The sequence below is a fragment of the Winogradskyella sp. PC-19 genome (genome assembly GCF_002163855.1).
Taxonomy (GTDB): Bacteria; Bacteroidota; Bacteroidia; order Flavobacteriales; family Flavobacteriaceae; genus Winogradskyella.
Map to the genome: position 1 here is coordinate 1592832 of NZ_CP019332.1, position 15374 is coordinate 1608205.

Annotated in this window: 11 protein-coding genes; all 11 read right to left on the reverse strand. The window is 35.8% G+C overall.

Features of this window, described 5'->3' with window-relative positions:
- Window positions 1-582: a Holliday junction branch migration protein RuvA gene (gene ruvA, locus BTO05_RS07330; RefSeq protein WP_087492034.1), complete on the reverse strand. Its 582-nt coding sequence runs from the start codon at window positions 580-582 to the stop codon at window positions 1-3.
- Window positions 583-658: 76 nt separating this feature from the next.
- Window positions 659-2947: an NADP-dependent malic enzyme gene (locus tag BTO05_RS07335; protein WP_087492035.1), complete on the reverse strand. Its 2289-nt coding sequence runs from the start codon at window positions 2945-2947 to the stop codon at window positions 659-661.
- A gap of 51 nt (window positions 2948-2998) precedes the next feature.
- Entirely contained in the window at window positions 2999-3925 is a 927-nt protein-coding gene (queG, locus tag BTO05_RS07340) for a tRNA epoxyqueuosine(34) reductase QueG (RefSeq protein WP_087492036.1), read from the reverse strand.
- 35 nt (window positions 3926-3960) lie between these two features.
- Window positions 3961-4983 carry a Holliday junction branch migration DNA helicase RuvB gene (gene ruvB / locus BTO05_RS07345; protein WP_087492037.1) on the reverse strand — a complete coding sequence of 341 codons (1023 nt, stop codon included), beginning with the start codon at window positions 4981-4983 and terminating at the stop codon, window positions 3961-3963.
- A gap of 112 nt (window positions 4984-5095) precedes the next feature.
- Window positions 5096-6892, reverse strand: coding sequence for a cbb3-type cytochrome c oxidase subunit I (locus BTO05_RS07350; RefSeq protein WP_087492038.1), 1797 nt, complete (start codon window positions 6890-6892; stop codon window positions 5096-5098).
- A gap of 40 nt (window positions 6893-6932) precedes the next feature.
- Window positions 6933-7994 (reverse strand): cytochrome c oxidase subunit II, encoded by a 1062-nt coding sequence (locus tag BTO05_RS07355; protein ID WP_087492039.1) that lies wholly within the window; start codon window positions 7992-7994, stop codon window positions 6933-6935.
- A gap of 25 nt (window positions 7995-8019) precedes the next feature.
- Window positions 8020-9378 (reverse strand): quinol:cytochrome C oxidoreductase, encoded by a 1359-nt coding sequence (locus BTO05_RS07360; RefSeq protein ID WP_087492040.1) that lies wholly within the window; start codon window positions 9376-9378, stop codon window positions 8020-8022.
- Window positions 9379-9399: 21 nt separating this feature from the next.
- A complete protein-coding gene (locus BTO05_RS07365) occupies window positions 9400-9951 on the reverse strand; it encodes a c-type cytochrome (RefSeq protein WP_087492041.1) in 552 nt (183 codons plus the stop codon).
- A gap of 1 nt (window position 9952) precedes the next feature.
- Window positions 9953-10495, reverse strand: coding sequence for a DUF3341 domain-containing protein (locus tag BTO05_RS07370; protein ID WP_087492042.1), 543 nt, complete (start codon window positions 10493-10495; stop codon window positions 9953-9955).
- Window positions 10496-10500: 5 nt separating this feature from the next.
- A complete protein-coding gene (gene nrfD / locus BTO05_RS07375; RefSeq protein WP_087492043.1) occupies window positions 10501-12237 on the reverse strand; it encodes an NrfD/PsrC family molybdoenzyme membrane anchor subunit in 1737 nt (578 codons plus the stop codon).
- Window positions 12238-12264: 27 nt separating this feature from the next.
- Window positions 12265-15354, reverse strand: a complete 3090-nt coding sequence (locus tag BTO05_RS07380) for a TAT-variant-translocated molybdopterin oxidoreductase (protein WP_087492044.1) — start codon at window positions 15352-15354, stop codon at window positions 12265-12267.
- Window positions 15355-15374 lie beyond the last annotated feature (20 nt).

Sequence of the window (15374 nt, forward strand, 5' to 3'; positions counted from 1 at the left end):
TTATAAATTTTTTAGGGCGTCTTTGATTAATGTTTCAACATTTGCATCTGGTTGTTGTGACAAAAGTTTTTCAATAACTTTTTCGGACTGTTTTTTGTTAAATCCTAAAACTTCTAATGCAGATAACGCTTCACTTTTGTTAGTATTGCTTTGACTTAAGGAAACTTCATCAATTCCATAAACCTTTAACACTTTATCTTTTAAATCAAGGATTACACGCTGAGCTGTTTTTGCACCAATTCCTTTTACAGACTGAATAGTTGCAACATCACCCGAAGCTATAGCCTCTTTTACTTGATCTGGGCTTAGAGAAGATAACATTGTACGTGCAGTACTTGCTCCAATACCACTTACAGAAAGTAATAGTCTGAATATTTCTCGCTCAGTTTTTGAGGAAAAACCAAACAAGGTATGGCTATCTTCTTTTACCTGAAGATGTGTATATAATTTGAGATGTTCTCTATCGGGAATTTGACCAAATGTGTGCAATGAAATATTAATCATATATCCCATTCCATTACAATCAATAACTACATCTGTTGGATTCTTCTCAACAAGCTTTCCCTCTATGTGTGTAATCATGTAGTTAAAAAAAAGTTAATGCCTCAAATGTAATAAAATTATTGAGACTTAATAGCCTCAAAAAAGAGGAAAACATTTACTTTTTTTGCTTGCGTTTTTCGCGCTCTTGAGCATCAATTACAGCGATAGCAGTCATATTTACAATTTCATCTACACTAGCATCTAACTGAAGTATATGCGCTGGCTTTCTTAAACCCATCATAATTGGTCCGATAGATTCTGCTTTATTTAGTTCTTTTAGTAGTTTATATGTGATGTTCGCAGACTCTAAATTTGGAAAAATAAGTGTATTTACTTTACGTCCAGCCAATTTTGAAAACGGAAAAATATCCTGAAGCATTTCAGAATTTAGAGCAAAATCGGTTTGCAACTCACCATCCACAATCATATCTGGATTTGTTCTGTGTAAATACTTGACAGCATCTCTCACTTTCTTAGTACGCTCATTATCTGAAGAGCCAAAGTTTGAATATGATATCATAGCCATCACAGGTTCTATACCAAACATTTTTGCAGCATTAGATGTCATTTGTGCAATTTTAGCTAAATCTTTTGCTGAAGGATCTATGTTAATAGCTGTATCACTTAAAAACATTGGTCCTCTTTGGGTCATCATAACGTTTGTTGTAGCAATACGAGACACACCTTTGCCCATACCAATAAGCTCTAACATCGGTTTTACAACACTTGGATAACTTCTTGAATAACCAGAAATTAATGCATCCGCATCACCTTCATTTACCATCATAGCTGCAAAGTAATTACGCTCACGCATAATCTTACCTGCTGAATATTTTGTAACTCCGTTACGCTCATGTCGTTTCCAATATGATTCGGCATACTTATTTTTACGTTCTAATTCCTCGTCTGATTTTGGATCTATAATCAAAACATCTGATTCATCAAACTCAATCTCTTCCATTAACTCCAAGATAGTATCTCTTCTTCCTAATAAGATAGGAATAGCAACGCCTTCTTCAAATACAATCTGAGCTGCTTTTAAAACATCTAATTGATCTGCCTCAGCAAATACAACTCGTTTAGGGTTTGTTCTTGCTCTATTTAATAATAAACGTACTAACTTATTATCCGAACCTAGGCGTTCTAATAAGCTTTCTTTATACTTTGCCCAGTCCTCGATTGGTTCTTTTGCTATACCGCTGTCCATAGCTGCTTTTGCGACAGCTGGTGGTACTTCGGCAATTAGTCTTGGGTCAAAAGGCTTTGGAATAATATAATCACGACCAAAAGTAAGACGTGTCTCACCGTAGGCGATATTTACTTGTTCGGGAACAGGCTCTTTTGCTAATTGAGATAAAGCCTTAACCGCTGCCATTTTCATGGCTTCATTAATTTTTGTAGCTCTAACATCTAAAGCACCTCTGAAAATAAATGGAAAGCCTAGAACATTATTTACTTGATTAGGATGATCACTACGACCAGTTGCCATGATAATATCATCTCTAGTATCTAATGCCAATTGGTAGCCAATCTCTGGGTTAGGGTTTGCCATTGCAAAAACAATCGGATTGTCCGTCATAGTTTTCAGCATGTCTGGCGTCACAATATCTGCCATAGACAATCCAACAAAAACGTCGGCATCTACCATGGCCTCATCCAAAGTATCTATTTTTCGGTGTGTTGCAAACTCTGCTTTTTGACTTGTGAGATTGTCTCGATCATTACGGATAACACCTTTACTATCTAGCATAACGATATTTTCGCGATTTGCTCCGAAAGCTTGGTATAATCGCGTACATGAAATTGCAGCAGCCCCAGCACCACTTACTACTATCTTAACTTCTTTAATATCTTTTTCAGCAAGCTCTAAAGCATTTAATAACGCTGCTGCAGAAATAATAGCTGTTCCATGTTGGTCGTCATGCATTACAGGAATATCTAATTCTTCCTTTAAGCGACGTTCGATTTCAAAAGCTTCAGGCGCTTTTATATCTTCTAAATTAATTCCACCAAAAGTTGGTGCAATATTTTTTACGGTCTCTATAAATTCATCTACATTCTCGGTATCGACCTCTATGTCAAAAACGTCAATATCTGCAAAAATCTTGAAAAGTAAACCTTTACCTTCCATGACTGGCTTAGAAGCCTCTGGACCAATATTTCCAAGTCCTAAAACTGCTGTACCATTAGAAATTACAGCAACTAAATTCCCTTTAGTTGTGTACTTATATACATTTTCTTTGTCTTTATCTATTTCTAAACATGGCTCAGCAACTCCCGGAGAATATGCCAATGCTAAATCTCGTTGGGTTGCATATTTTTTAGTAGGAACAACTTTGATTTTGCCAGGTGTTGGTTTTGCGTGGTATACTAATGCTTCTCTTCTTTTACTTTGCTTACTCATAATTTAAAAATAAATTAAGCTACAAAGATAAGCATTGAGATTTGTTAATAGTTAATCTTTCAAAAACTTAATATTACGTTGTAATCCTGAAAACTTTGTACGCTTTACAGCTGACTTTTTAAAGACTTTTCTGAACGTATCCTCTGTAATTTCCTCCCAATCTTTTTTGGTCATGGATAATAATTCTGGATTTGGGTTGAATAGAGGTTCGTTATGAGATTTACTAAAACGGTTCCAAGGACAAACATCTTGGCAAACATCACAGCCAAACATCCAATCGTCAAATTTACCTTTGAATTCTGTTGGTATATTTTCTTTTAGTTCTATGGTAAAATATGATATACACTTGCTTCCATCTACAACATAAGGTTCAGTTATTGCTTCGGTTGGACACGCGTCAATACATGCTGTACATGTCCCACAATGGTCGGTAACTGGAGAATCATATTCTAATTCTAAATCAATAATAAGCTCTGCAATGAAATAAAATGAGCCTGTTTTTTGACTTAGCAAATTACTGTGTTTTCCAATCCAACCCAATCCACTTTTGGCTGCCCAAGCTTTATCTAAAACTGGTGCCGAATCTACAAAAGCACGACCGTTTACCTCGCCAATTTGTTCTTGAATTATGTGTAGTAATTCTTTCAACTTATCTTTTATGACAAAATGATAATCGGTGCCATATGCGTATTTTGACAGCTTATAAGAATCGCTATTTTGAAATTCTAAAGGATAGTAGTTAAGCAATAAGGATACTACACTTTTAGAACCTTCGACTAACAATGTTGGGTCTAGACGTTTATCGAAATGGTTTTCCATGTAGCGCATATCGCCATGCATATTTTTGTTAAGCCATGCTTCTAACCTTGGTGCTTCATCTTCTAAAAATTCAGCTTTACTCATACCACAAGATAAAAAACCGAGGCGTTTGGCTTCGGTTTTAATGAGTTCTGTGTGTTTTATTTTGTTGTTAATCATTTTTGAGATTCTTCGCTACACTCTGAATAACCATATTAGAACAAACCTCCTTGTGTTGGTCCTTTAATTTTTCCTAGATGTTTGTAAGCTTGCTCAGTGACTTCACGTCCTCGAGGTGTACGCATTATAAACCCTTGTTGGATTAGAAATGGCTCGTACACTTCTTCGATAGTTTCTGAACTTTCACTAACTGCAGTTGCCAAAGTTGTGATACCAACTGGTCCACCTTTAAATTTCTCAATAATAGTAGTTAAGATTTTATTATCCATTTCATCCAGACCATGTGCATCGACATTTAGTGCTTCTAAAGCAAACTTTGATATTTTGATATCAATATTTCCATCACCTTTTATCTGAGCAAAATCTCTAACTCTACGTAATAATGCATTTGCAATACGTGGTGTCCCACGACTACGGCCTGCAATTTCAATAGCAGCTTCCATAGTTATAGGCATATTCAATATCTGAGCACTTCGCTGCACAATTGTTGTTAGTAATTCAGTATTGTAATACTGAAGTCTACTGCTTATACCAAAACGTGCACGCATTGGTGCTGTTAATAATCCCGAACGTGTAGTTGCTCCAACCAATGTAAATGGCGCCAAATTGATTTGAACTGTTCTAGCATTAGGACCAGACTCAATCATAATATCAATTTTATAATCCTCCATAGCTGAGTATAAGTACTCTTCTACTATGGGACTTAAACGATGAATTTCGTCAATAAAAAGTACATCTCGTTCATCAAGGTTGGTTAACAAACCTGCTAAATCTCCGGGTTTATCTAACACTGGACCTGATGTTACTTTAATCCCAACACTAAGTTCATTTGCTAAAATATGAGCCAATGTTGTTTTCCCTAAACCTGGTGGCCCATGAAATAACGTGTGATCTAAAGCTTCGTCTCTTAGGTTAGCTGCCTGAACAAAAATCTGAAGATTTTCCAAAACTTGATCTTGACCAGTAAAGTCATCAAATGAAAGTGGTCTCAATTTCTTTTCGACGTCCAGTTCTTCAGGTGAAAAATTTTCGTTTGTTGGGTCTAAGTTCTCGTTCATGAAATAATTTAGCTCAAATTATGAAGATACTAAAACAAGTTCAGTACAAGCAAATATAAAGAAAAAGCCTTTCTAAATTAGAAAGGCTTTATATATAAGTTGTAGGATGAATTTAATGCTGTAATTCTTCTTCTCCATCTTTCATTGGGACGTTTTGTGGGACAAAATCTTCATCATGACCTGGCTTACTGTAATCATAAGGCCAACGGTAAACATGAGGAATTGCTCCAGGCCAGTTACCGTGCATGTGCTCTACAGGCGCTGTCCATTCCAATGTATTAGATTTCCATGGGTTTTGTTCAGCTTTCTTTCCATAGAAAATACTAACTACAAAGTTGTATAAGAATACTAACTGAGCCACACCAGCTATTAATGCAAATATTGTAATTACACCTTGTGCATTTGTAGTATCATCAAACAATGGAAAGTTTGAATTTGTATAATAACGTCTTGGTAAACCGGCCATACCTATAAAATGCATAGGGAAAAATACACCGTAAGCACAAATTGCTGTTATCCAAAAATGTAAATAGCCTAGATTTTTGTTCATCATACGTCCAAACATTCTTGGGAACCAATGATATACACCTGCAAATACACCATACAATGCTGAAATACCCATTACTAAGTGGAAGTGAGCCACTACAAAATAAGTATCATGAACATTAATATCTAATGCAGAATCTCCTAAGATAATACCTGTTAAACCACCTGTTATAAATGTAGAAACTAAACCAATAGAAAACAGCATGGCTGGGTTCATTTGAAGATTCCCTTTCCAGAGTGTGGTTATATAATTAAATGCTTTTACAGCTGAAGGTATTGCAATTAATAATGTTGTAAATGTAAATACCGAACCTAAGAATGGATTCATACCGGAAATAAACATATGGTGACCCCAAACTATTGTTGATAGGAAAGCAATTGCTAGAATTGAAGCTACCATTGCTCGGTAACCAAAAATTGGTTTTCTTGAATTTGTAGCAATAATCTCAGATGTGATACCTAATGCTGGTAATAATACAATATATACTTCAGGGTGACCTAAGAACCAGAAAAGATGCTCGAATAAAACTGGAGAACCGCCTTGATAATGTAATACTTCACCTTGAATAAATATATCAGATAAGAAGAACGATGTTCCGAAACTTCTATCCATTATTAATAATAATGCAGCTGATAATAATACTGGGAATGAAACAACACCAATTATCGCTGTTACAAAAAATGCCCAAATCGTTAAAGGAAGACGTGTCATTGACATTCCTTTTGTTCTTAAGTTTATTACTGTAACCACATAGTTTAGCGAACCTAATAATGAAGATGCAATAAATATAGCCATAGATACTAACCATAATGTCATACCCATACCAGAGCCACCTTGTGCCATTGGTAAGGCTGATAATGGTGGATATATTGTCCATCCTGCTGCTGCTGGACCAGCTTCGACAAAAAATGATAAAATCATAATTACACAAGACAGGAAGAATAACCAATACGATATCATGTTAAGGAAACCTGATGCCATGTCGCGTGCTCCAATCTGTAGTGGAATTAATAGATTACTAAAAGTACCACTCAGTCCTGCTGTCAAAACAAAGAATACCATAATAGTACCATGTATTGTAACTAATGCTAAATAAATATCCGCATCCATTACGCCATCTGGCGCCCATTTACCCAATAATGCCTCAAAAATTACATTTGGTTGTTCTGGCCAAGCGATTTGCATACGTATCATTAGGGACATCATAATTCCTATAATACCCATAATAATTACTCCAGTAATCAAATACTGTTTAGCAATCATCTTATGATCTTGACTAAATATGTATTTAGTCACAAAAGTTTCTTTGTGGTGATGTACGTCGTGGTCGTCGTGAACGTGTGTTTCTGCTGTTGCTGACATAATCTCTTTTTCTTTTTTCTTAAAACAATTTTTTCTAATACTAGTCTAATAATGAATTTTCGAAAGTCTTTTGTTCTTTCATCCAAGCATCAAACTCTTCTTGTGTCTCAACTACTATCTTCATTTGCATGTTGTAGTGTGATTTTCCACAAATTTTATTACAAAGTAATAAGTAGTCAAACTGATATAATAAATCTTGTCCTGCTTCTTCAATTTCTGCTTTACGCTCTAAACGTAAGGCATTGATATTTTCAACTTTTTCTTGAATATCAGGATTTTGACGCATTTCTGCTGTGGTTACTGTTGGTGTAAAAGAAAATTGGGTTACCATACCTGGCACACAGTTCATCTGTGCTCTAAAGTGTGGCATATAAGCAGAGTGTAATACGTCTTGTGAACGCATTTTAAATAACACTGGTCTACCCTTAGGCAAGTGCAATTCTGTAACAACTACGTCATCTTGAGCATTAGGATCATCTTCATCGACACCTAATATATTAGCTTTATCTAAATCAATTAATCTTACGTTTGCTTTACCTAAAACGTTGTCTTCACCACCATATCTAGCTTTCCAGTTAAACTGTTGTGCATATAACTCTACAACCATTGGGTCATCACTTTCATCGACATTCATAATGTCATTCCAAGTAAATAGTCCATAAATAATTAAACCAGCTAAAACGATTACAGGAATAACAGTCCAAATAGCCTCAAGCGTATTGTTATCTGCATAAAATAATGCTTTTCGGCCTTTTTCTCCTTTGTATTTGTAGGCGAAGTAGTGTAATAAGAATTGTGTTATGGTTTGCACAATAAAGATAACCACCATAGAGATAATCATTAAACTATCAAGTCCTGGTCCATGCTCAGAAGCCGAATTAGATGTTAGCGGTAAATCACCTAAATACATAAAACTAGCAATCGTGATGGCATATATGAAGATTAGAAAAGCAATCATCATATAACCATTAAATCTATTGTCTTTATCGGTCGCTACTTGATTGTTTGAAGCACCAACTTGCGCTAAATCAAAAATCTTAACCATTTGCCACATGGCTACGGCTACAAATAGTACTATTATAAATATTAACAAAGTTGTCATTATCGTTTCAGTTCTAAATTTTTAATTAATAATGAAAGTTTTCACTTTCTTTTAAGAATGGGTTTCCTTTTGCCAATAATGGCGCTTTACTTAGTGCTGTAAACACAACAAATAAGAATATTCCAGCAAATAGGCATATTGCTCCAAGTTCTGGCGCTCCTATAAACCATCTTTCGCTTACCGTTGCAGGCATAATCATGTTGAATACATCTAAGTAGTGTCCACATAATATTACAACACCCGCCATAACTACAAACCAAGGTATGCGCTTGTAATCGCTATTCATTAATAGTAATAGTGGGAATAAGAAATTCATCGCTACCATACCAAAGAATGGCAATGTATAGTCTTCTATACGAGCTACGAAATATGTTACCTCTTCAGGGATATTAGAATACCAGATTAGCATGAACTGAGAGAACCATAGGTATGTCCAGAAAATACTAATTCCAAACATAAACTTAGCTAAATCATGTAAATGGCTATCATTAACAAACTCTAACAATCCTTTAGATTTTAAGTAAATAGTAATTAAAGCAATAACAGTAATACCACTTACAAACATACTTGCAAATACATACCATCCAAATAATGTCGAAAACCAGTGTGGATCCACTGACATAATCCAATCCCAAGACATCATAGATTCTGTATAGATATAAAATACTAAGAAACCTGCTGATATTCTGAAATTCTTTTTAAAGTTACTGTTACCATCAACACTGTCTTGTGCTAATGAAAACTTACGAGAGAAATAACGGTATGCAGACCAACCAGCTAAGAATATAATTCCTCTTGCAAAAAACCATCCTTTATTTAACCAGCTTTCTTTTGCTTGAATAATTTCATCATGTGCAACAACTTCTGGATCCATCCAAATAAAGATATGAGAATCGCCCAAAGCAGCTGCTAATAAAACTAAAATACCACCTGGTAAGACATAAGCTGTAATACCTTCCATAACTCTAAAAAGTACCGGAGACCATCCTGCTTGCGAAGCATATTGTATCGCGTAGAATGCTAACACACCTAAAGCTATCATAAAGAAAAAGAAAGCAGCTACATAAAGTGCAGCATAAGGTCTGTTATGTATTTGATGTAATGCGTGTTCTTCATGAGTCATCTCATGACTTTCCTCGGCATGTGCATCACCATCACCTTCTACAGAGGCTATGATATTTGAATTTCCTCCATCTTGATGTGCCTCTTCTCCGTGAGCTTCCTCACCGTGACCTTCACCATGATGACCATCATTCATGTACTCGGCAATATTATCTTCAGTTACCTGGTGTGCCGAATAAAAACCGTATCCAACACCTGCTAGTCCAACAATAAAAAGGATAAGTGCTGTTAATTTTAATCGATTTGAAATTTTATATTCCATTATATAATCTTTATCTAAATCTTATTTTTCTAATTCTGCCTTCAGTTTTTCAACATAAGCAACAACTTGCCAACGTTCTTCTTCATTCATAAAGTTTGCATATGAACCCATAGAATTTAATCCATAGTATATAACGTGGTAAATACTTCCTTCAGTTAATTCTCTTGCTGCATAACTTGGAACACCAAGAATTTTTTCTCGCTTCATTAAAATGCCTTGTCCTGCACCTTTATTACCGTGACATACACCACAATAAATTTCATATAACTCTTTTCCTCTTTCATAATCAACTGCAGAAGAATCTAATGGACTAGTCAAACCAGCTTTTGCTTCTTCATAACCTGCTGTAGAATCTTCAATTTCATATAAAGAATAACCTCTTGCGATTGTACCTTCTACAGGTAATTGTGCTTCGACACCATTTGCAAATGCATCTGACTCTTGATAGGCTTCATATCCTACAGACTCATACATATTTGGCATGTACTGATAGTTACGTCTCGTTTTTTTGTTACAAGACACTATGGTTACTAGCAATGCTAATGCTACTGTTATTTTTAAAGTCGTCTTCATATTAATGTGCGTCTTCGTCTTTATCTACAATATTAATCTCAACAGCACCTGTTTGCTTCAAAAGGTTTGTTAAGTCTGCTTCGTTATCATGGATAGCTATTTCCATAAGGAACATATCATCCGTTGTTCTTGGGTCTGGGTTTTCAGCTTTTTTGAAAGGCCACATTCTACTACGTAAATAAAATGTGATAACCATTAAGTGAGCTGCGAAAAATACCGTTAACTCAAACATGATAGGCACAAATGCCGGCATGTTTTCTAAATAACTAAAACTTGGCTTACCTCCGATATCTTGAGGCCAATCTTCAATCATTATGAAATTCATCATCACTGTTGCAACAGTAATACCAACACATCCATACAAGAATGCACATATTGCTAAACGTGTTGGAGCTAACCCCATTATTTTGTCTAGTCCGTGAACTGGAAATGGTGTGTATATTTCTTCGATATGATGCTTTTCTGCCTTAACTGATTTTACAGCTGACATTAAAACGTCATCGTCATTATAAATAGCATGAATTACTTTTGAAGCTGCTTCCATATCTATTATTTTAATAAGTTTTTAGCTTGTCCTGCCCAATCATCTCTCTCAGCTCTTCCTGGGAATGATTCTGTAATTGAATCTAACAAGTCGTATTCGTTTTTAGTCATCTTACTTACTTGTAAGAATGTGTAAATACCAATGCTATTTAACACTTCTTCCATTTTAGGACCAACACCACTAATTTTTTTCAAATCATCAGCAGTTTCTGTTGCTGGGTCAAATGTCCCAATGCTTCCTAATAGGTTGTTTACTTTTTCTGAATTATCAGTTGTAACAACTGGCGTCTCAGTTGATGACGTTAAAGTATCATTTGCAGTAGATGTTCTAGCATCTGCACCTGTACCAACTAAACTGTCACCACGTTCTCTAATTTTTTTGTAACGTTCACCTGAAGATTTCAGAATTGTTTTTACTTCGGCTTGTGCTATTACGGGGAATGTACGTGAATACAATAAGAATAGAACAAAGAAGAAACCTATAGTTCCTATAAATATTCCGATATCAACAAAGGTTGGAGAAAACATAGACCATGATGATGGTAAGTAATCTCTGTGTAATGATGTTACAATAATTACAAAACGCTCAAACCACATCCCTATATTTACTACAATCGAAATTGCAAATGAAAACATGATACTTGTACGTAATTTTTTGAACCACATAAATTGCGGAGAGAAAACATTACAAGACATCATTGCCCAATATGCCCAAGCATAAGGTCCAGTTGCCCTGTTTAAGAATGCATACTGCTCATACTCCACACCTGAGTACCAAGCGATGAATAACTCTGTAATATAAGCCACACCTACGATAGAACCTGTAAGCATGATTACGATATTCATTAATTCTATGTGTTGTACAGTAATATAATCTTCTAGACTACACACTTTACGCATGATAATAAGTAAAGTATTTACCATGGCGAAACCAGAGAAAATCGCACCTGCTACGAAGTAAGGTGGGAAAATCGTCGTGTGCCAACCTGGTATAACTGACGTTGCGAAATCAAAAGATACAATCGTGTGTACAGAAAGTACTAATGGAGTTGCTAAACCTGCAAGCACCAATGATACTTCTTCAAAACGTTGCCAATCTTTTGCGCGTCCCGACCAACCAAAACTTAATAAAGAATAAATTTTCTTTTGAAAAGGCTTCACAGCTCTATCTCTAATCATTGCAAAATCTGGCAATAAACCTGTCCACCAGAATACAAGCGATACAGACAAGTATGTAGAAATTGCAAATACATCCCAAAGTAAAGGTGAGTTAAAGTTTACCCATAACGAACCAAATTGGTTAGGGATTGGTAATACCCAATATGCCAACCATGGACGGCCCATGTGAATGATTGGGAACAAACCTGCTTGTACTACAGAGAAAATTGTCATGGCCTCCGCAGAACGGTTAATTGCCATTCTCCATTTTTGACGGAATAATAATAGTACCGCGGAAATTAATGTTCCTGCGTGACCGATACCTACCCACCAAACAAAGTTTGTAATATCCCAGGCCCAGTTTACAGTCTTATTCAGACCCCAAACACCGATACCTGTTGATACCGTATAAATAATACAACCTATTCCCCAAAGAAAAGCTACAAGAGCAATACTAAAAACAATCCACCAAGCGCGGTTTGCTTTTCCTTCGACAGGTCTAGCAACTTCGACAGTTACGTCGTGATAGGATTTTTCTCCTGTTACTAAAGGTCTTCTAATAGGTGCTTCGTAATGAGACGCCATAATTATATATTGATTTCTTTAATTAATTTAAGCTTTTGTATTTCTAACTTTCGTATGGTAAAATACGTTTGGTTTTGTTCCAACATATTCTAAAACATGATACATACGATCATCTTCATGTAATTGAGCGACTTTACTTTCCTTATCATTTACATCACCAAAAGTCATTGCACCATTTCCACAAGCTGCAGAACATGCAGTTTGGAACTCACCATCTTTAACTTCACGTCCATCACGTTTAGCATCCAAAATTGTTTTCTGTGTTTTTTGAATACAGAATGAACATTTTTCCATAACACCACGAGAACGAACTGTAACATCTGGATTTAATACCATACGTCCTAAATCGTCATTCATAAAGTAATCGAACTCATCATTTTGGTTGTATAAGAACCAGTTGAAACGACGCACTTTATAAGGACAGTTATTTGCACAGTAACGTGTACCTACACAACGGTTGTAAGCCATGTGGTTTTGACCTTGACGACCATGAGCTGTTGCAGCAACAGGACAAACAGTTTCACAAGGTGCATGATTACAATGCTGACACATCATTGGTTGGAATACAACTTGTGGATTATCACTTGGATTTTCCATTTCGCCAAACTCACTTAATGAGCTTCCTAAACCAGAAATGTTTTCTTTCTTTTCTAAATCTCCAGTGAAGGTATCTTCAGAAGAGTAGTATCTATCAATACGCAACCAGTGCATATCTCTACTACGTCTCATTTCTGACTTACCAACAACAGGAACATTATTTTCTGCATGACATGCAATAACACAAGCACCACAACCAGTACATGCATTTAAATCAATTGATAGATTAAAGTGATGTCCAATAGAACGATCAAACTCATCCCATAAATCTACATCTGGAGATGTAACAGGAGTTTCAACATGATTTAATGATACTTCAGGAATTGCATTCCAGTATTTTTTATCTTTTGTATTGAATACCTCTAAAGTTGTTTCTTTAATGATATCTCCACGTCCCATTAATGTATTGTGTAATTGTACACAAGCAAATTCATGTTCTCCAGCAACTTTAGAGATAGACACCTCTTGGTTTGCATTGAAGTTTTGATATAATGGGTAGGCGTTTACACCTGTTTGCATTTCTTCTTTAAGACCAGAAGTTCTACCATAACCTAATGATAAACCTACTGAACCTTTAGCTTGACCTGGCTGAATTAACACAGGTACATTTTTTACAGTCACACCATTTACAGTAACATCTACGATGCTTCCGTTAAGACCACCATTTGCAACGTTCTCGTTAATTAAATCTGCTGCATCTGCATCGGCTTGAGAAATTGTTAAATAGTTATCCCAAGACGTACGTGTAATTGGATCAGGGAACTCTTGTAACCAAGGGTTGTTAGCTTGTTGTCCATCACCTAAACCTGTTTTGGTATAAATAGCCAACTCCATTCCACTTGACTTTGCAGAAGCTGCTAACGCTCTAGCTGCATTACCGCTTGGTGTATCAGTTTGTTCAGCATCGTCTGTAGTCGACGTAGTTTCTTCAACTATTGAAGTAGTCGCTACATAAACACCATCATGTAAAGCTTGGTTATAAGAAGCACCGTTTAAGATACTTTCTTTCCAAGTTGCCTTGATATAGTCGTTATATGCTGTTGTGTTATCTGTCCATGTTAATAACACATCCTGAAATTGTTTTGTATCAAACAAAGGACGAATCGTTGGTTGCATTAATGCAAAATGTCCTGTTTTGATTTCAACATCTCCCCAAGATTCTAAATAGTGAGGTGCTGCTGCTATATAGTCACAGTTTAAAGATGTTTCATCTTGCTTCATACTAAAAGCAATTGATTTTGTTTTCTTTAAACCTTCAGCAAAATCAGCTGCGTTTGGTAACGTGTACATTGGATTGACACCAACCATTACTAAAGCACCAACTTTACCAGCTTTCATATCAGCAACTAATTGCATTACTGCTTTATCGTTACCTTGTTTTGTGTTTATTGTTGTTTTAGAGTCAAAAGCCTTGCTTGAAAGTGCTTCGTTAATCTCTAACACTACAGTCTGAGCATTTACATCCTGAATACCAGTCACAACAACACCGTTGCTTCCAGCCTTCTTTAATTCGTTAGCTGCAGCTTGTACTGCTTTGCTTATGTTTTCAGGTAAATCTACTGAAACAGAACCACCAACAACTAAACTATGTAATTTAGCCAAGGCCTTTTTCTGTTCACTAGGTTTCATTGGCACTCGCTTATCAGCGTTTGCACCTGTTAATGACATATTAGACTCAAATTGAATATGACGATTCATTTTTCCATTTTCAGGAATACGTTTCGCTGAATAAGCAGAATCAAATCCACCACCTTGCCAATCTCCTAAGAAATCTGCACCAACAGAAACAATAGTCATTGCTTTAGAAAAATCATAATTTGCTAAAGCACGTTTACCATACTTAGCTTGAAATGCGTCTAAAGCTGCAGATTCTGAAACTGCATCGTAAGATACGTGATGTACATTACCATACTTTTCAGAAAACTCACCAACTAATTTTGAAGTTGATGGACTAGCAAATGTTTGTGTCAAGAATACAATCTCCTTTTCACCAACTTCGCTAAATATCTTTTTTGTGTCAGCATTGAAAGTCTCCCATGATATGGCTTCCTCACCTTTCATTGGACCTTGCACACGTAAACTATCATATAAACCTAAAATCGAAGCGTTAACTCTAGCATTTGCGTGACCATTGGTCATTGCTAATTCGTTATTTTCAATTTTAATCGGTCTACCTTCTCTTGTTTTTACTAAAACACTAGCAAAATCGTGACCGTCTGCAATTGTAGTTGCATAGTAGTTTGCAACACCAGGAATAATCTCCTTTGGTTGTACTACATAAGGTATAGATTTTACAACTGGTCCTTCACAGGCTGCTAAAGATGCAGCTGCTGTACTAAAACCAACATATTTTAAGAAATCACGACGCGTAGTAGATGAAGATTCTAATGTTTCTTTATCTCCTAAAAACTCATCTGTAGGAATTGCTTCTACAAATTCGTTTTGTTGTAGCGTCTCAACAATAGGGCTGTTTTCGTTTAGCTCCTCAACACTTTTCCAGTATTTCTTGTTTGATGACATATAATTGTGAGTTACTTCTT

Excerpts from the sequence above, each read along its gene's own strand:
- ruvA (WP_087492034.1), bottom strand. The coding sequence starts at position 582 with ATGATTACACACATAGAGGGAAAGCTTGTTGAGAAGAATCCAACAGAT.
- BTO05_RS07335 (WP_087492035.1), bottom strand. The coding sequence starts at position 2,947 with ATGAGTAAGCAAAGTAAAAGAAGAGAAGCATTAGTATACCACGCAAAA.
- queG (WP_087492036.1), bottom strand. The coding sequence starts at position 3,925 with ATGATTAACAACAAAATAAAACACACAGAACTCATTAAAACCGAAGCC.
- ruvB (WP_087492037.1), bottom strand. The coding sequence starts at position 4,983 with ATGAACGAGAACTTAGACCCAACAAACGAAAATTTTTCACCTGAAGAA.
- BTO05_RS07350 (WP_087492038.1), bottom strand. The coding sequence starts at position 6,892 with ATGTCAGCAACAGCAGAAACACACGTTCACGACGACCACGACGTACAT.
- BTO05_RS07355 (WP_087492039.1), bottom strand. The coding sequence starts at position 7,994 with ATGACAACTTTGTTAATATTTATAATAGTACTATTTGTAGCCGTAGCC.
- BTO05_RS07360 (WP_087492040.1), bottom strand. The coding sequence starts at position 9,378 with ATGGAATATAAAATTTCAAATCGATTAAAATTAACAGCACTTATCCTT.
- BTO05_RS07365 (WP_087492041.1), bottom strand. The coding sequence starts at position 9,951 with ATGAAGACGACTTTAAAAATAACAGTAGCATTAGCATTGCTAGTAACC.
- BTO05_RS07370 (WP_087492042.1), bottom strand. The coding sequence starts at position 10,495 with ATGGAAGCAGCTTCAAAAGTAATTCATGCTATTTATAATGACGATGAC.
- nrfD (WP_087492043.1), bottom strand. The coding sequence starts at position 12,237 with ATGGCGTCTCATTACGAAGCACCTATTAGAAGACCTTTAGTAACAGGA.
- BTO05_RS07380 (WP_087492044.1), bottom strand. The coding sequence starts at position 15,354 with ATGTCATCAAACAAGAAATACTGGAAAAGTGTTGAGGAGCTAAACGAA.